We start from the raw sequence: 17,846 nt of genomic DNA on the forward strand, positions 1-17,846 counted from the left end.
GTACCTCGGCGGCAACAGCGGTAAGGGCCGCATCGTGCACCCACCCGTGACATCTTCGAATTCACTGCGTACGCTCCTGAATATGGATATGCACACTGTGGTGGTGGGGACATCCGGCGTCACCGCGTCCGACGTCCTCGCCGTGGCGCGCGCCGGCGCCCGGGTCGAGCTCTCCGGCGAGGCGGTGGCCGCGCTCACCGCGGCCCGCGGGATCGTGGACGCGCTGGCGGCCAAGCCCGAGCCGGTCTACGGCGTCTCCACCGGCTTCGGCGCCCTCGCGACCCGGCACATCGGCCAGGAACTGCGCACCCAGCTCCAGCGCAACATCGTCCGCTCGCACGCCGCCGGCATGGGGCCGCGGGTGGAGCGGGAGGTCGTACGGGCCCTGATGTTCCTGCGGCTGAAGACCGTCTGCTCGGGACACACCGGCGTACGGCCCGAGGTGGCGCAGACCATGGCCGACGTCCTCAACGCCGGTATCACCCCGGTCGTGCACGAGTACGGCTCCCTCGGCTGCTCCGGCGACCTCGCCCCGCTGTCCCACTGCGCCCTGACGCTGATGGGGGAGGGGGAGGCCGAAGGACCCGACGGGACCGTACGCCCCGCCGGTGAACTCCTCGCCGCGCACGGCATCGAGCCCGTCGAGCTGCGCGAGAAGGAAGGCCTCGCCCTCCTCAACGGCACCGACGGCATGCTCGGCATGCTGCTGATGGCCCTCGCCGACCTGGACACCCTCTACACGTCCGCCGACGTCACCGCGGCCCTGTCGCTGGAGGCCCTGCTCGGCACCGACCGGGTCCTCGCTCCCGAGCTGCACGCCATCCGCCCGCACCCCGGCCAGGCCGCCAGCGCCGCCAACATGCTGGCCGTACTGAAGGGTTCGGGCCTGACCGGCCATCACCAGGGCGACGCTCCCCGCGTCCAGGACGCCTACTCCGTGCGCTGTGCTCCGCAGGTGGCCGGCGCCGGACGGGACACGATCGCGCACGCCCGCCTGGTCGCCGAGCGCGAACTGGCCTCGGCCGTCGACAATCCCGTCGTACTCCCCGACGGGCGCGTTGAATCCAACGGCAACTTCCACGGCGCCCCGGTCGCCTACGTCCTCGACTTCCTCGCCATCGCCGCCGCCGACCTCGCCTCCATCGCCGAGCGGCGCACCGACCGGCTGCTGGACAAGAACCGCAGCCACGGTCTGCCGCCGTTCCTCGCCGACGACGCCGGGGTGGACAGCGGGCTCATGATCGCCCAGTACACGCAGGCCGCGCTGGTGAGCGAGATGAAGCGGCTCGCCGTACCGGCGTCCGCGGACTCGATACCGTCCTCCGCGATGCAGGAGGACCATGTCTCCATGGGCTGGTCGGCGGCGCGCAAGCTGCGTACGGCCGTCGACAACCTCACGCGGGTCGTCGCCATCGAGCTGTACGCCGCCACGCGCGCGATCGAACTGCGCGAGGGCCTGACCCCGGCGCCCGCGTCCCAGGCCGTCATCGACGCCGTACGGGCGGCGGGGGTCGAAGGTCCCGGTCCCGACCGGTTCCTGGCGCCCGACCTCGCGGCGGCGGACGCGTTCGTGCGGGACGGGCGGCTGCTGGCGGCGGTGGAGACGGTCACCGGACCGCTCCAGTAGGACGGTTGAGGGGCCCTGCCGTACGACCGGCAGGGCCCCGGAGATCACTTGAGCTTGGCGACCTGCGCCTCGACCACGGCCGCCGGGATCTCGGCCGCCTCGCCGGTGCCGAGCGCGGCGAGGTTCACCGTGTAGAACGTGGCGATGGTGTTGCCCTTGCGCACCACCTCGGTGTGGAAGGTGGCCGTGCCCTCGCCGTCCATGTCGACGTCCTGGGCGAACGCCACCGACTCGTCACCGCCTCCGGAGCCCTGCGCCGCGGCGACCTTGGTGACCTTCGTCTTCTCGGCGTCGGCCGTGAGGCTGTAGCCGCCGGCACAGGCCGACACGCCGTCGGAAACGGCCTTCATGGCCTTCTCGGCACCGTCGCCCTCGTACGAGGACAGGCCCACGAACGTCATGGCGACGTTGAAGGCGTCCGCGATGTCCTCCGGCTGCGCGGTGGCGGCCGACGCCTTGTCCTCCGCGACGGTGTTGCTGGCGTTCGCGTCCGTGTCACCCGGGGCGAGACCGGCCGTGGCCCAGGAGAGCGGGTCGCACTCGGCCTTGTCGGTCTTCACCGCGGTCTTGGACTTCGGGAGGGTGTCGTCGCCGGAGGCGACCTTGTAGCCCTTGACCTCGTCCTGAGCGAGCAGCAGTTTCTCCAGCTCGGCCGCGCTGAGCGCCTTGGCGGCCTGAGTCGGCGAGGAGGAGGACTCCGTGTCCTTGGAGTCGTCGGAACTGTCCGACCCCCCGCCACATCCGGTGATGAGGGCGAGCGACAGCACGCTCACGGCGACCGTGGCGCCTGTGCGCGCCCTCGATGATCTCTTCATGGGCGGACTATGAGGCTCAGGTCAAGGACACGTCAAGCCGGATTTTCCGAACCTTTCAGAACCCAAGTCGTTCCCGGCGCACCGAATACACCACAAACCCGGCGCCCAGTGTCAGACAGAGCGTGCCGCCGACGACGTACGGGGTGCTGTCGAAGCTGCCGGTGTCGGCGAGCCGGGTGCCGTCGGTCTGAACGCCGGTCGTGTCGGTGGTCGTTGCCGCCGCTCTGGCCTGCGTCGTCTGCGTCACCGTGGGCTGCTCCTGCGCAGGGCCGTCCGCGGTCGCGTTCGCGGAGGGAACGAACCACAGGGCGCCGAGCAGGGTGCCCGCGGCGGTGGCGGTCAGCAACGGACGACGAGCGGATGACACGGAATATCGATCCCCTTGTGATGCTGGCGAATTGGCCGTGTGGGGCGATGTTAGTGAAAGGCGCGGGTCACGGGAAAGTCACGGGGGCCACGGGTCGTACTCTCCGAGGTATGAGCACTCCAGAGGCATCACGTTTTGTACGGGTTCGCGTGGAACTCGTCCTTGAGGTCGACGACAACGACGCCGTGACGCAGGCGGCGCTGCGGCGGATTTCCGGCGACGCGGACATGCCGGCCGAGGAACGGGCGCACGCGCAGAGCGCTGTGACGCAAGACACTGCGGAGGCCCTCGCCTACCTTGTGGACCCGTTCGACCTGGTCAGGGAGGTGCCGGGGATTGAGCTCCAGCAGGCCTCCTGGAGCAGTGAGCAGGTCGACTACGACCCGGACTCGCCGGAATGGGACCTTGCCGAGGATGATGTCGACGACCAGGAAGACGGAGAGCGGGTCGGCTGACGCGACTTGGGGAAATCGTGACCCCGGGCGGCAACCGCCGCCTGGGGTTTTCTCGTCTCAAGGGGCGCACAGACCGACACCTGCACCACCCGCTCATCGAAAACGTGGTGTGCCCCACACAAGCAAGGCATGTGGAACGGGACGAACCGGTCGTAGCGTTGAAAGTTCTTAACGGGGACTCTCGGGGTTTTCGGGGAATCGGCAACGATGGAGAAGCGTGTGATAACGGACAGTAAGCGGCGCAAGGGCCTGAGGGCCGCGTCCGCACTGCTCGGCAGTGTGCTGGTGCTCTCGGCGTGTTCCGGCGGCAACGAGGCCTCCGGAAGCGACAGCGGCAACGACACCTCGCAGGCCCAGGTCGACGAGGCAGCAGCCCAGAAGAGCTCCCAGGCCCAGATCGAGATCACGCCGAAGGACGGCTCGGCCAACGCCTCCATCAACAACTCCGCCGCCGTCACCGTGAGCAAAGGCACGCTCACCGAGGTGACGATGACCACGTCCGACGGCACCGCCGTCGAGGGCGAGATATCCGCCGACAAGAAGAGCTGGAAGCCCACCGTCCAGCTGGAGCGCTCCACCACGTACAAGGTCGCGGCGACCGCGCAGGACTCCGAGGGCCGGGAGGCCCACGAGAACGCCTCCTTCACCACGGTCTCGCCGGACAACAGCTTCATAGGCAACTTCACGCCGGACGACGGCGCCACCGTCGGTGTGGGCATGCCCGTGTCGATCAACTTCGACAAGGCGATCACCAACAAGGTGGACGTCCAGAAGGGCATCACCGTCTCCACCAGCAGCGGCCAGGAGGTCGTCGGCCACTGGTTCAACGCCAACCGGCTCGACTTCCGGCCCGAGGACTACTGGAAGGAAGGCTCCACCGTCACGCTGAAGCTGGCGCTCGACGGCGTCGAGGGCGCCGAGGGTGTCTACGGCGTCCAGCAGAAGACGGTCACCTTCACCATCGGCCGCAACCAGGTCTCCTACGTCGACGCGAACACCAAGCAGATGAAGGTCACGCAGGACGGCAAGGTCGTCAAGACCATCCCGATCTCCGCCGGCTCGCCCGAGAACAAGACGTACGAGGGCCAGATGGTGATCTCCGAGAAGTTCAAGGAGACCCGGATGAACGGCGCGACGGTCGGCTTCACCGACGACGACGGCAAGGGCGAGTACGACATCAAGGACGTCCCGCACGCCATGCGCCTGTCCACGTCCGGCACCTTCATCCACGGCAACTACTGGGGCGCCGACTCCGTCTTCGGCAGCGTCAACACCAGCCACGGGTGTGTCGGTCTGAACGACACCAAGGGTGCCAACGACCCGAAGACCGAAGGCGCCTGGTTCTACAACAACTCGATCGTCGGTGACGTCGTGGTCGTCCAGAACACCGGCGACAAGACGATCGCGCCGGACAACGGTCTGAACGGCTGGAACATGGACTGGGCGCAGTGGAAGGCGGGCTCCGCCATCTGACGCGCCCTCTGATACGCCGCGAATGCCGCCCCTTGGAGGCGGCATTCGTGTTTTCACAGGCTTCAGAGGCCCGTTCCTAGGGCTTACGGGCCGGTTCCAAGGACCGGACACAGCCTTCTCATCCTTCTCTTATGCCGGCCTTATGCCGCCATCACGGTGCGTCCCTAACTTGCGGCGCATGTTCTTCACCTATCTGAGGCGCGAACTGCGCCGCCGCAGAAAGGCGGCCCTCGTCGTCGCCTCCGGACTGGCGCTCGGTATCGCGCTGGTCATCGTGGTCAGCTCCGTCTCCTCCGGCATGGGCAAGGCCCAGGACAAGGTCCTGCAGTCCCTGTACGGGCTCGGTACCGACATGACCGTCACCAAGGCGGCCGCCGCCCAGGAGGAGGGCCAGGCGCAGCGGCCACGCTTCCGGTTCGACGCGCAGGACGGCGACTCCGACGAGGAGCAGAGCAGCGACCGGGTGATGGTCCAGGGTTTCGAGACGCTGTCGAGCTCGACCGTGAGCAAGGTCGGCGCGCAGGACGGTGTGTCGGACGCCGTCGGCGGACTGAGCCTGCAGGTCATCAAGGTCAGCGGCCAGTTCACGCGCGGTCAGTTCCAGCAGGACGGCGGCGAGCAGCCGGGCGGCGCCCCCGGCGGCGGCACCGGGCAGCCCGAGGGCCGCGTCCAGGGCGGCGGCGCCGACTTCGACGTCAACAGCTACTCCGTCTACGGCACCGACGTCACCAAGCCCGAGCTCGGCCCGCTGACCTCCTCGAAGATCACCAGTGGCCGTATCTTCAAGGCGTCCGAGACCAACGCCGAGGTGGTCGTCGCCGACGCCTCCTACGCCAAGGAGAAGAAGCTCGCCCTCGGCGACACCGTCACCGTCAAGGGCGTCAAGTACGAGGTCATCGGCATCGCCACGCCGGAGAGCGGGGACGCGGCGGCCAACCTCTACATCCCGCTGAAGCAGGCGCAGACGCTCAGCGACTCGGCGGACAAGGTCACCACGATCTACGTCAAGGCGACCGACTCGCAGCGGATCGACGCCGTCAAGTCGGCGATCCAGAAGAACATCTCCGGTACGACCGTGACGACCTCCGCGGACCTTGCGGAGACCGTGTCCGGCTCGCTGTCCACCGCGTCCGATCTCGCGACGAGCGTGGGCAAATGGCTGTCGGTCGTGGTGCTCGCGGCGGCGTTCCTGGTGGCCGGGCTGCTGACGTCATCGGCGGTGTCCCGGCGGGTGCGGGAGTTCGGCACGCTGAAGGCGCTGGGCTGGCGGTCGGGGCGGGTGACCCGGCAGGTGGTCGGGGAGGCCGTCGTCAGCGGTCTGGTGGGCGGTGCGCTCGGTATCGCGGTCGGGCTGGCCGGGGCGTATGCCGTCACCGCGGTCAGTCCTACGTTGCAGGCGGAGCTTGGTGCCGCGGGTGGGGGCATGACTGGCGGTGGTCCTGGGGGATTCGGTGGCGGGCCTGCGCGTGAGGCTGCGTCCCGGACGCTCGATGTCGCCCTGACGGCACCTGTCAGTGTCACGACGATTGCCCTTGCGGTGGGGCTTGCCGTCACCGGTGGGCTCATTGCCGGCGCGTTCGGGGGTGGCGGGCGTCGCGGTTGCGGCCGGCGGATGCGTTGCGGCGGGTTGAGTAGCCGACGCCAACTGTGGCTGGGGGTGGGTCGCGCAGCCCGGCGCCACGGGGTGCCTCCCCCACACTCGGCTTCGCTCGAGCGGGGGGGGACCCCCCTCGCCCACCCGTGCCGCCCTGGGGGTCCCCCCCAGGCTCTTAAGGCACTGGGGGAGGCACGACTGCCCGCAGCTACGTCAGACCATCCTCGTTACCTATCCCAGGAGTTGCCCCCATGTACGAACTAAGAGCCGTCACCAAGCGCTACACCCGCGGCAAGGAGACCGTCCACGCTCTCGACGGCGTCGATCTCACCATCGCCGACGGCGACCGGCTGGTCATCCAGGGCCCCACCGGTGGTGGGAAGTCCACGTTGCTGCAGATGCTGGGTGGGCTGGACCGGCCCAGTTCCGGTGAGGTGGTGCTCGACGGGACCGATCTGGCGCGGCTGTCCGAGGCCAGGCTCACCACCGTGCGCAGCGAGAACATCGGGTTCGTCTTCCAGAGCTTCAACCTCATCCCGACGCTCACCGCTCAGGAGAACGTCGAGACCGCCCTCGTACCCCTCGGAGTGAAGGGGAAGGAGCGGCGCGAACGGGCCGCCGAAGCGCTGAAGTCGGTCGGACTCGGCGAGCGGCTCGGGCATCTGCCCGGTGAGATGTCCGGCGGTCAGCAGCAGCGCGTCGCGATCGCCCGTGCGCTGGTGAAGCAGCCGAAGGTGCTGCTCGCCGACGAACCCACGGGAAACCTCGACGAGTCGATGCGCGACGAGATCATGGACGTCCTGGAGCGCATGTGGAAGGAGCTCGGGCTGACGTTCATCATGGTCACCCACGACTCCTCGATCGCGAAGAAGGCCCCGCGGCTGGCGACGATCCGCAAGGGACGGATCAGCGTAAAGGAGAACGCCAACTCCTGACCGCTTCCGCGTCTATGGCGAACTCGTGACGGAACATTCTATTGAGGTGTCTGATCACCCCCCGGCATACTGCGTGTCTCCGGGGGGTGCACGCGCAGGTGTGCGGAACGCCCCCCGGCCGGGTGAACGGGGAATTCGCCCGGTTCCTCAACTCCAGGGGGAGTTTTGCGCAGACAAGTGAAGAGAGCCGGTGCCGCCGCGGTCGCCACCGCGGCCGCCGTCGCCCTCGCCGCGGGACTGACCAGCCCGGCGTCGGCGAAGCCGGAGCAGCGCCCGACCGGCGCTGCGAAGCTCACGTCCCACCACCGCATCACCCTGATCACCGGTGACCGGGTCAGCGTGGACGCCAAGGGGCGGGTCGTAGGCCTGGAACGGGCCGAAGGGCGTGAGCACATACCCGTACAGATCCGCAAGACCGAGGGACACACCCTCGTCATACCCGCGGACGCGGCCCGTCTGGTCGCCACCGGCAAGCTGGACCAGCGGCTGTTCGACATCACCGAGTTGAACAAGTCCACGACCCGCAAGGCCCAGAAGAACGGCCTGAAGGTCATCGTCGGCTACAAGGGCGCCGCCACCGCCGCGAAGGCCGACGTCCGTGACGCCGGCACCCTCCGGCAGAGCCTCGAGTCCCTCAACGCGGACGCCGTACAGACCGCGCACAAGGACGCGCCCGAGCTGTGGGACGCCGTCACCAACGGCGACAAGGCCGTCTCCGGCATCGCGCACATCTGGCTCGACGGCGTCCGCAAGGTCACCCTCGACACGTCCGTGCCGCAGATCGGCGCCCCCAAGGCATGGGCCGCCGGCTACGACGGCAAGGGCGTGAAGATCGCCGTGCTGGACACCGGCGTGGACGCCACCCACCCGGACCTGAAGTCACAGGTCACCGCGTCCAAGAACTTCACCACCGCCGCCGACGCGAGCGACAAGTACGGCCACGGCACGCATGTCGCGTCCATCGCGGCCGGCACCGGTGACAAGGCGGGCGGCAAGTTCAAGGGCGTCGCCCCCGGAGCCGAGATCCTCAACGGCAAGGTCCTCGACGACAGCGGCTTCGGCGACGACTCCGGCATCCTCGCCGGCATGGAGTGGGCGGCCGAGCAGGGCGCCGACGTCGTCAACCTCAGCCTCGGCGGCATGGACACCCCGGATGTCGACCCGCTGGAGGCGGCCGTCAACCGGCTCTCCGCCGAGAAGGGCATCCTCTTCGCCATCGCGGCCGGCAACTCCGGCCCGGAGAGCGTCGGTTCGCCGGGCTCGGCGGACGCCGCGCTCACCGTCGGTGCCGTGGACGACCAGGACAAGCTGGCCGACTTCTCCAGCACCGGCCCGCGCGTCGGCGACGGCGCCATCAAGCCGGACGTCACCGCGCCCGGCGTGGACATCACCGCGGCCTCCGCCAAGGGCAGCGTCATCGAGCAGGAGGTCGGGGAGAACCCGGCCGGGTACCTGACCATTTCGGGTACGTCGATGGCGACCCCGCATGTCGCGGGCGCCGCCGCGATCCTCAAGCAGCAGCACCCTGACTGGACGTACGCCGAGATCAAGGGCGCGCTGACCGGTTCCACCAAGGGCGGCGCCTACACGCCGTTCGAGCAGGGCTCGGGCCGGATCCAGGTCGACAAGGCCGTCAAGCAGACGGTGATCGCCGACCCGGTCTCGGTGAGCTTCGGCGTCCAGCAGTGGCCGCACACCGACGACACCCCGGCCACCGAGCAGCTGACGTACCGCAACCTCGGCACGGCCGACGTCACGCTGGACCTGAAGGCGACCGCCACCAACCCCAAGGGTGAGGCCGCCCCGGCCGGTTTCTTCAAGCTCGGCGCGACCAAGGTGACCGTCCCGGCGGGTGGCAAGGCCTCCGTCGACCTGACCGTGAACACCAAGCTGGGCGGCACCCTCGACGGCGCCTACTCCGCGTACGTCACCGCGACGGGCGGCGGGCAGAGCGTCCGTACGGCCGCCGCCGTGCAGCGTGAGATCGAGTCGTACGACGTCACGGTCAAGCACATCGGCCGGGACGGGCAGCCGACCGACGACTACAACACCGCGCTGATGGGTTACTCGGGCCTCGGCAACGGCCGCGGCTACCAGGTTCCGGTCGCCGCGTCCGGCACGACGACCTTGCGCATCCCCAAGGGCACGTACCTGCTGGACGCCTGGGTCGCCAAGGACTTCGTGAACCTGGAGGGCGGCCTCGACTGGCTGGTCCAGCCCCGGCTGACCGTCACCAAGAACACCTCGGTGACGATCGACGCGCGCAAGACCAAGACGGCCGACATCACGGTGCCGGACGCCGCAGCCAAGCCCCACTCCGCGATGATCAGCTACGCCTACGACGCCGCGGGCGGCTTCGGCGTCGGCGCCACCTCCTTCGCCGACCTGCGCATGGGCCACCTGGGTGGCGAGATCGCGAGCGGTCTCACCCAGACCTGGCACGGCCAGTGGACCAAGGGCACCACCGCCGAGTACGACGTGGCGACCACCGCCCCGGTCAAGAAGATCCAGGGCGACAAGGTCCGCCACTTCAAGGCGAGCGAGCTGGCCACCGTGAAGAACAACCTCGGCGCCGCCACCTCCGGCAAGACCGGCGCGCTCACCCCCTGGGGCCTCTTCCCCGAGGAGTTCGTGGTGGGCACCCCGGTGGAGCAGAAGCTGCCGAGCTCGCGCACGGTGTACCTGTCGACGGTCGACGGCATCGAGTGGTCGTTCGACTTCGAGCAGCTCGGCGGCAAGGATGCGAACGGCTACCCGATCTCCGAGGCGTTCTACACGCTGAGCGACCTGAAGAAGTTCACGGCGGGCAAGTCGTACTCGCAGACCTTCAACAAGGCGGTCTTCGGTCCGCACCTGAACAGTGAGTTCGGTCTGTTCCGCGAGGGCAACGACATCTACGGCTACGTTCCGCTGTTCGCCGACGGCTCCCAGCACCCGGGCTCGTCGCTGTTCACCTCGGTGAACACGACCCTGTACCGCAACGGCACCAAGGTCGGCACGCACGACGACCCGCTGTTCGGCGAGAAGGCGTTCAGGGTCCCGTCCGGCGACGCCGAGTACAAGCTGACCACCTCGGTCAAGCGGACGACCAAGGTCGCCGCCGCGTCCACCCGGATCGACGCGAGCTGGACGTTCCGCTCCAAGAAGCCGGCCACCGACATGGCCAAGCTCCCCGCGTCCACCGTCCGCTTCAACGCCACGACCGACCTGGCCAGCAAGGTCACGGCCGGCCGCACGGCCACCGTCCCGGTCACCGTCGAGGGCTCCGCCAAGGGCAGCAACCTCAAGGCGCTGGGCGTATGGGTGTCGTACGACTACGGGCAGACCTGGAAGAAGGTCACCGTGAAGAACGGCAAGATCACCTTCAAGAACCCGGAGAAGGGCAAGGCGATCTCCTTCCACGCCAAGATCACCGACAAGCAGAACAACAAGTCGACGATCTCGATCTACAACGCGTACTACGGCAAGTGAGCCGTTAGCGAAAGCCCGCCGGAAGCACAGCTTCCGGCGGGCTTTCCGTGTCTCCGTCGAGAACGAGGCTGTTCAGGCCACCCGCTGCCTAACCTGCCGACGGCGCAGCAGCCGCCCCGCCCGCCCGAGTCGCATCCGCACCCCAACTCGCCAGCAGGCGCAGCGCCTCCGCCGAGGGCGAGCCCGGCTCCGCGTGATAGGTGATCAGCGACTGCTCGACGTCGTCGACCAGACGGAACGACTCGAAGGACAGCGTCAGGTCACCGACCAGCGGATGCCTCAGGCGCTTGACGCCGTGGCTCTTCTCCTTGACGTCATGCCTGGCCCACAGCCGCCGGAACTCCTCGCTCTTGAGGGAGAGTTCGCCGACCAGGGCGGACAGCCGCGGGTCGTCCGGATGGCAGCCGGCGTCCATGCGCAGAAAGCTGACCATGTCGGCCTGCTTCTGCTCCCACTCCATGAACAGCTCGCGGTACGCGGGGTTCAGGAACACCAGCCGTGCCCAGTTCCGCTCCTGCGGCGGCAGCTCCGCCCAGTCGCCGAAGACCGCCGCGGCCATCCGGTTCCAGGCCAGGATGTCCGAGCGGCGCCCGACGATGTACGCCGGGACACCGTCGATCGAGTCCAGCAGCTGCCGCAGCGCGACCCGCACCTGCTGGGCCCGCGCGGCGGGCTTCTTCTTGTGCTGCTTCGGCTTCGCCAGGTGGGTGAGGTGCGCATGCTCGGCGCCGGTCAGGCGCAGGGCGCGGGCGATGGAGTCGAGCACCTCCGCCGAGACGTTCTGCCCGTTGCCCTGCTCCAGGCGTGTGTAGTACGCCACGGACACCCCGGCGAGCTGTGCCAGCTCCTCGCGGCGCAGTCCCGGCACCCGGCGGTGCCGCCCGAAGTCGGGCAGCCCCACGTCCTCCGGCTTCAGCCGGGCACGCCGGGTGCGCAGGAACTCGCTGAGCTCGGCGCGCCGGTCCAGGCCCCTGCCGGGCTCGTGTGCGGGGTTGCGCTGTTCGTCCATGCGTCCAGTATTCCCCGTCGTACGCACAGGAGCCTGACCCCGCCAGTGGTAGGAACAGCAAACGTACGCAAAGCCGTGGCCTGGGTGAATGCGGAAAACGGCGGCACGCTGGATCCCGTGCCCGGTCGGAAGGCAGCCGGGCACGGACCCCCCTTAGGAGAACCCCGGCATGACCACTGTTGCTGCGTACGCCGCACCCGCCGCCAAGGCTCCGCTGGAGCGCACCACCATCGAGCGTCGACCGGTCGGCGAGTTCGACGTCCTGATCGACATCAAGTTCGCCGGTATCTGTCACTCCGACATTCACCAGGCCCAGGAGGGCTGGGGCGAGGCGATCTTCCCGATGGTCCCCGGCCACGAGATCGCCGGCGTCGTCGCCGAGGTCGGCTCCGGCGTGACCAAGTACAAGGTCGGCGACCGCGTGGGCGTCGGCTGCATGGTCGACTCCTGCCGCGAGTGCGACAACTGCAAGGCCGGCCAGGAGCAGTACTGCGTCAAGGGCAACATCCCGACGTACAACGGCATCGGCAAGGACGGCGAGCCCACCTACGGCGGCTACTCGCAGAAGGTTGTCGTCGACGAGAACTTCGTCGTCCGCATCCCCGACGGCCTGTCCCTCGATGTCGCCGCGCCCCTGCTGTGCGCCGGCATCACGCTCTACTCCCCGCTGAAGCGCTGGAACGCGGGCCCCGGCAAGAAGGTCGCGATCCTCGGCATGGGCGGCCTCGGCCACATGGGCGTGAAGATCGCGCACGCGCTGGGTGCCGAGGTGACGGTGCTGTCGCAGTCCCTGCGTAAGCAGGAGGACGGTCTGAAGCTGGGCGCGGACCACTACTACGCCACCAGTGACCCGAAGACCTTCCAGGAACTGCAGGGCACCTTCGACCTGATCGTCTCGACGGTCTCGGCCCCGCTGGACTTCAACGCCTACCTGACGCTGCTGAAGTCCGAGGGTGCTCTGGTGAACGTGGGCGCCCCCGAGGAGCCGATCTCCCTCAACCTCTTCTCGGTGATCGGCGGCGGCAAGACCCTCGCCGGTTCCATGATCGGCGGCATCGCGGAGACCCAGGAGATGCTCGACTTCTGCGCCGAGCACGGCTTCGGCGCCGAGATCGAACTGATCCGCGCCGACCAGGTCAACGAGGCGTACGAGCGGGTGCAGGCGAGCGACGTCCGGTACCGGTTCGTGATCGACACCGCGACGATCTGATCGTTCACCTCGTCGGTCGGCGGCCCAGCAGCCACAGCAGACACGGGCCGCCGACCACCGAGGGAAACACCCACTGGGTGTCCGAGCGGACAGGCCCTAGCGTGGAAGTGACCGCTTTTGCGCCTGGACGCAGGAGGAGGCGCCCCATGACGATCCAGCTGAACCACACCATCGTCGCCGCCCACGACAAGGAGGCGTCGGCCCGCTTCCTCGCCGACATGCTCGGCCTCGAGGTGAGCCCGCCGTTCGGCCCCTTCGCCCCCGTCGAGATGCCGAACGGCGTGACCCTCGACTACATGGACACCCCCGGCGACATAACCCCCCAGCACTACGCCTTCCTGGTCTCGGAGTCCGACTTCGACACGATCTTCGCCCGCATCCGACGCGCAGGCCTGACGTACTGGGCGGACCCGGCACACTCCCGCCCCGGCGAGATCAACCACAACGACGGCGGCCGAGGCACCTACTTCGACGACCCGAACGGCCACAACCTGGAGATCATCACACGGCCGTACGGGAGCGGGGGCTGAGCTGCCGCCGGCCCGTGGCGGAGCCGCCGGCCACCGGGCGGAGCTGGAGGACCTGGGCTGTGGAACTCACTGACTGGCTGCTGACCTCGAGCGAACGCGGAAACAGCGCGACACGTCTGGACACCCGCCGACCGGACCGAGCGGCCTGGTCGCGTGGAAACCTGGTGCGGCCCCTGATCCACGGCGCCACGTACTTCCGGGAACTCCTCGACGCGATCCGCGCGCAGCGCGCCGGAGACCTGCTCCTGTTCACCGACTGGCGGGGCGACCCCGACGAGCGCCTCGCCGGTCCCGGCAGCGAAATCGGCACCGTCCTGTGCGAGGCGGCCCAGCGGGGTGTGATCGTCAAAGGGCTGGTCTGGCGGTCCCACCTGGACCGGTTCCAGTTCAGCGAGGCCGAGAACCGCCACCTCGGCGAGAAGGTCGAAGCGGGGGGCGGCGAGTACCTGCTCGACATGCGGGTGCGCCCCGGCGGCTCGCACCACCAGAAGTTCGTCGTGCTCCGGCATGCCGACCGCCCCGAGCTCGACATCGCGTTCGCCGGCGGCATCGACCTGTGCCACAACCGCCATGACGATGCGACGCACCGCGGCGACCCGCAGTCACAGCCCATCGCCGCCGCGTACGGACAGCACCCACCGTGGCACGACATCCAGCTCGCGATACGCGGACCGGCCGTCGGCGACATCGAGGCCGTCTTCCGGGAACGCTGGGAGGATCCGGCGCCGCTCACCCGCAGCCCGCTCGTCCGCCTGCGAGAGCTCGCACACCGCGAGGACACCCGCGCGGACCCCCTGCCACCCCAGGCGCCCGACCCCCGGCCCTGCGGTACCCACACCGTCCAGCTCTTGCGCACCTACCCCAACCGACTGCTGCGCGGCTACGAGTTCGCCCCCGACGGCGAGCGCAGCATCGCGCGCGGCTACCGCAAAGCGCTGCGGCGGGCCCGGGCCCTGATCTACCTGGAGGACCAGTACCTGTGGTCTCCGCACGTGGTGCAATTCTTCGCCGAGGCACTGACCGCCCACACCGGCCTGCGCCTGATCGCGGTCATCCCGTCCCTCCCCGAGCAGGACGGCCCGCTCACCCTGCCGATGAACCTGATCGGCCGGATCGCGGCCCTGGACAGGCTGCGCCGCGCCGGCGGGGGGCGCGTCGCGGTCTACGGGCTGGAGAACCACGCCGGGACACCGGTGTACGTGCACGCCAAGGCCTGCGTGATCGACGACGTGTGGGCCTCGGTCGGATCCGACAACATCAACCTCCGCTCGTGGACCCACGACTCCGAACTCAGCTGCGCCGTCCTGGACGAGAGCGCAGACCCACGCGAACCGCGCGACCCCGGCGGCCTCGGGGACGGCGCGCGCAGCTACGCCAGAAACCTGCGCCTGGAACTCTCCCACGAGCACCTGGACACGCAAGCCCCCCGGACTCCGCACGCACCCGACCCGCTCTGCGATCCCACAACCGCCTTCGACGCCTTCGCGGCGAGTGCCGCCGCACTGGACTCCTGGCACGCAGGCGGCCACCGCGGCCCCAGACCCCCCGGCCGCCTGCGCACCTACCGCCCACCGAACCTTTCCCGTACGGCCACGACGCTCTGCACCCCCCTGCACCGCCTCCTCGTCGACCCGGACGGCCGCCCCCTCGGACTGCGCCGCCGCAACGCCTACTGACGACCGCTTGCCCTCAGCGACGCGGCGGCTGCTCGGCGGCCGGCACGGTCTACTTGTCCGTGGCTTCTGGCGCCGGCGCGATGCCGATGGGGCAGGAGAGCCCTACGAGGGTGTAGCAATGTGACCCATGGCGAACTCCACGGGCAAGGGCACGAGGCGAGCAGCGATCTACTGCCGGATCAGCCAGGACCGGGGCGATGCCGGACTGGGTGTCGCGCGCCAGGAAGAGGACTGCCGGGCACTGTGCGCCCGCGCGGGGTGGGACGTTGTAGCCGTCTGTCCGGACAACGACGTCAGCCCGTACTCGGGAGCGCCACGGCCCAAGTGGCAGGAGCTGCTGGCGGACATCCAGGCATCCAGCGGGGTGAGATCGACGCGATCGCAGTGTGGCACGTAGACAGGCTGACACGATCGCCGCGCGAGCTGGAAGACGTCATCGATCTGGCTGACCGCCAAGGCGTCGAACTTGCCACCGTCAGCGGGGAGATTGACAGGTCGAGGCTTCGCAGCGCAAGCTCGCCGCCTCATCCCCGATCTCCCGGTAGGCCTGCGCCGCTCGCTCGTAATAGTGGTGGCCGTCGTCGTCCAGGAGGGCCCCAAGCGTCTCCAGGGCTTCGGCCCGCCGGAAGTTCGGCTGGAGCGCATCCATCAGTTCCACCGCCTCGATGAGTGCGGCGACTGCCTCCGCGCGGCGGTCGAGGCCTGCCAGGCATTGCCCGATGCGCATCAGCGCGTACGGACGGCACAGGGCGGCGATGGTGCGCGTCATCCCCGAGTCCTCGTCGTCGACCAGTTCGAGTGTCCTGCGGTACTGCTGAAGGGCTTCAGAGAGGCGTCCCTGCATCCGGCGGGAGTGGCCGATCAGTGACAGGGCTTGCACGTAGGCGTCGATGTCGCCGGCTGCCTGGAACATCCCCGCGGCCACAGCCGCGGCGGCCGCGGCCTCGTCGGGCCGTTCGAGCGCGAGCAGGGCACGGGAGGTGTAGTCGTGTGCTGCGGCGACCTGCGCCGTGGCGCCGCTCAGTTCGGCCAGCTCCAGGGCCTGTGCGGTGCAGCGGAGCATGGCTTCCGGGTCGCTGGGCGGTACCCAGTGGACCCAGGCGAGGTAGTTGAGCTGCGTCGCCTGTTGCGCCGGGTCGGCGAGGGCGACGGCGGCGTCCGCGCCGAGGCTGAAAACTTCACGCCAGTGGGGGGCGTGAGCCCAGCGGTCGGAGAACCAGTGCATCGCCTCGGCGCAGTCCAGGACCATGAGGTACTGTCCGGCGATCGTCCCGGACCGCAGCGCTCCCAGCCAGTGCTCCACGTTCACCCGGAGCCACTGCTCGGCTTCCTCCACACTGCCGAGGGCGGGGAAGTCCTGGTCGGGTCGGCCGTATCCGGGCTCGAACCAGCGCCCGGCGGCTGTTGCCATCCCCAGTAGCCACGAAGTCACCCGTTCCAGTACGGCCGCGGCACCGTCGCTCTCCTCCACCTGGAGCCGGTCGCGGGCGAAGAGCCGGACGAGGTCGTGGAACTGGTACCTTCCCGCCGTGCCGTCCTGGAGCAGGCCGAGGTCCACGAGATCGTCCAGCGCTTGCCAGGTGTCCTCGAGCGGGAGCCCGCCGGCGACCGAGGCCAGTGCGGTATCGAAGTCCCGCCCTGGTAGCACCGCCAGTCTTCGGAAGAGTTGCTGTGCTGAAGGGACCAGCTGTTCGTAGGACATCATGAAAGCGCTGGCGATCCGCAGATCCCCCGCCCTGAACTGGTCAAGGCGGTGTTCTTCGGCGGCGAGTCGGGTCGAGAGTTCGGCAGCATCCCAGTCGGGTCGGCTGAGCAGCCGGTTCCCGATGATCCGCAGTGCGAGGGGCAGGCCCCCGCAGCTTTCGGCGAGTCGGGTGAGGGCCGCGTCGTCAACGACCCGTCCATTCAGGATCCCGGCCAGCATGTGCGTGGACTCCGTCAGCCCGAGGGGCCCAAGGGCCAGCCTCCGAACGCCTTCCAGGCCGGCCAGCAGCCGGCGGGTGGTGACCAGGGCTCGGCTCGCGCCTCCTCCCGGCAGCAGCGGGCGCACCTGTTCCTCGGACCCGGCATTGTCGAGGATGACCAACATGCGACGGTCCCGAATCAGCGACCGGTAGAGCGAGGCCCGCTTATGGGCGTCAGGTGGGATCCGCTGGTCGGGCACACCGAGGGTTTGCAGCAACGCTCGCAGGGCGTCGGGGACGGGCAGCGGCCGCTGCGAGATGCCGAACAGGTCGAGGAAGACGGCCCCGTCGGGGAAGCTCGGCAGTAAGGCATGGGCTGCGCGGACGGCGAAGGCGGTTTTGCCCAAGCCCGCGGATCCGGTGATCAGCCCGACGACGCCGACGCCAGGTGCACTCTCGGTGTAGACCAGATCGCTCACCCAGATCAGCTCCTTGGAGCGTCCGGTGAAGTCCTCCACCCCCCGGGGCAGCTCGTGCAGTCTGCCCGCCGGACGGTTCCAGTGGTCCGCGAGCCTTCCGTCGCGGGCCAGTTCCAGGAACTGGATACGGGCATCGCCGTCGAGCGCCAGGGCGTCGGCCAGTGCGGTGACGGTTCGGTGCTGTGGCCCTTTGCTCCGGCCGCGCTCCACGTCCGACAGCGTGCGGACGCTGACCCCAGACGCCTCAGCCAACTGCTCGAGCGTCAGACGCGCCGCACGCCGATGACCGCGGAGCACTTCA

Annotated in this window: 13 protein-coding genes and 2 pseudogenes; 11 read left to right on the forward strand and 4 right to left on the reverse strand. The window is 69.1% G+C overall.

Translation table 11 applies throughout. The features are described from left to right. Positions 1-88: 88 nt before the first annotated feature. A complete protein-coding gene (hutH, locus tag StrepF001_RS33985) occupies positions 89-1,627 on the forward strand; it encodes a histidine ammonia-lyase (RefSeq protein WP_129802083.1) in 1,539 nt (512 codons plus the stop codon). 44 nt (positions 1,628-1,671) lie between these two features. Here the strand turns inward: hutH and StrepF001_RS33990 are convergent, their stop codons facing one another. After that, positions 1,672-2,442 (reverse strand): hypothetical protein, encoded by a 771-nt coding sequence (locus tag StrepF001_RS33990; protein WP_129802025.1) that lies wholly within the window; start codon positions 2,440-2,442, stop codon positions 1,672-1,674. 55 nt (positions 2,443-2,497) lie between these two features. After that, positions 2,498-2,809, reverse strand: a complete 312-nt coding sequence (locus tag StrepF001_RS33995) for a hypothetical protein (protein WP_206307015.1) — start codon at positions 2,807-2,809, stop codon at positions 2,498-2,500. A gap of 110 nt (positions 2,810-2,919) precedes the next feature. On the opposite strand from StrepF001_RS33995, the gene StrepF001_RS34000 reads away from it, so the two are divergent. From StrepF001_RS34000 to StrepF001_RS34020, 5 genes and pseudogenes are all read left to right on the forward strand, one after another. Further along, positions 2,920-3,264, forward strand: coding sequence for a hypothetical protein (locus StrepF001_RS34000; RefSeq protein ID WP_129802026.1), 345 nt, complete (start codon positions 2,920-2,922; stop codon positions 3,262-3,264). A gap of 207 nt (positions 3,265-3,471) precedes the next feature. Then, positions 3,472-4,737: an Ig-like domain-containing protein gene (locus StrepF001_RS34005; RefSeq protein WP_206307016.1), complete on the forward strand. Its 1,266-nt coding sequence runs from the start codon at positions 3,472-3,474 to the stop codon at positions 4,735-4,737. Between the two features lie 178 nt (positions 4,738-4,915). Next, positions 4,916-6,372, forward strand: a pseudogene (locus StrepF001_RS34010) (ABC transporter permease). A 210-nt stretch (positions 6,373-6,582) separates the two neighbouring features. Further along, positions 6,583-7,266: an ABC transporter ATP-binding protein gene (locus StrepF001_RS34015; RefSeq protein WP_129802027.1), complete on the forward strand. Its 684-nt coding sequence runs from the start codon at positions 6,583-6,585 to the stop codon at positions 7,264-7,266. Positions 7,267-7,443: 177 nt separating this feature from the next. After that, a complete protein-coding gene (locus tag StrepF001_RS34020) occupies positions 7,444-10,737 on the forward strand; it encodes a S8 family peptidase (protein ID WP_240797798.1) in 3,294 nt (1,097 codons plus the stop codon). Between the two features lie 88 nt (positions 10,738-10,825). Here the strand turns inward: StrepF001_RS34020 and StrepF001_RS34025 are convergent, their stop codons facing one another. Then, the gene (locus StrepF001_RS34025; protein WP_129802029.1) at positions 10,826-11,746 is read right to left on the reverse strand and encodes a helix-turn-helix transcriptional regulator; all 921 of its coding nucleotides are present in this window, start codon (positions 11,744-11,746) and stop codon (positions 10,826-10,828) included. Positions 11,747-11,915: 169 nt separating this feature from the next. On the opposite strand from StrepF001_RS34025, the gene StrepF001_RS34035 reads away from it, so the two are divergent. The 5 genes from StrepF001_RS34035 (at position 11,916) to StrepF001_RS49710 (ending at position 15,831) form a co-directional block, all read left to right on the forward strand. Then, positions 11,916-12,956 carry an NAD(P)-dependent alcohol dehydrogenase gene (locus StrepF001_RS34035; RefSeq protein ID WP_129802031.1) on the forward strand — a complete coding sequence of 347 codons (1,041 nt, stop codon included), beginning with the start codon at positions 11,916-11,918 and terminating at the stop codon, positions 12,954-12,956. Between the two features lie 146 nt (positions 12,957-13,102). Then, on the forward strand, positions 13,103-13,486 hold the full coding sequence (locus StrepF001_RS34040; RefSeq protein ID WP_129802032.1) for a VOC family protein: 384 nt from the start codon (positions 13,103-13,105) through the stop codon (positions 13,484-13,486). A 59-nt stretch (positions 13,487-13,545) separates the two neighbouring features. Next, a complete protein-coding gene (locus StrepF001_RS34045) occupies positions 13,546-15,162 on the forward strand; it encodes a phospholipase D family protein (RefSeq protein WP_129802033.1) in 1,617 nt (538 codons plus the stop codon). A gap of 127 nt (positions 15,163-15,289) precedes the next feature. After that, a complete protein-coding gene (locus StrepF001_RS34050) occupies positions 15,290-15,559 on the forward strand; it encodes a recombinase family protein (protein ID WP_276322862.1) in 270 nt (89 codons plus the stop codon). After that, positions 15,547-15,831, forward strand: coding sequence for a hypothetical protein (locus StrepF001_RS49710; RefSeq protein WP_276322863.1), 285 nt, complete (start codon positions 15,547-15,549; stop codon positions 15,829-15,831). The genes StrepF001_RS34050 and StrepF001_RS49710 overlap by 13 nt, the downstream gene beginning before the upstream one ends. A 1,852-nt stretch (positions 15,832-17,683) precedes the next feature. Here the strand turns inward: StrepF001_RS49710 and StrepF001_RS49715 are convergent. After that, positions 17,684-17,842 (reverse strand): annotated as a pseudogene (locus tag StrepF001_RS49715) (helix-turn-helix transcriptional regulator); the annotation flags it as partial. Positions 17,843-17,846: the final 4 nt, after the last annotated feature.

Source organism: Streptomyces sp. F001 (genome assembly GCF_004187715.1).
Classification (GTDB): domain Bacteria; phylum Actinomycetota; class Actinomycetes; order Streptomycetales; family Streptomycetaceae; genus Streptomyces; species Streptomyces flavusporus.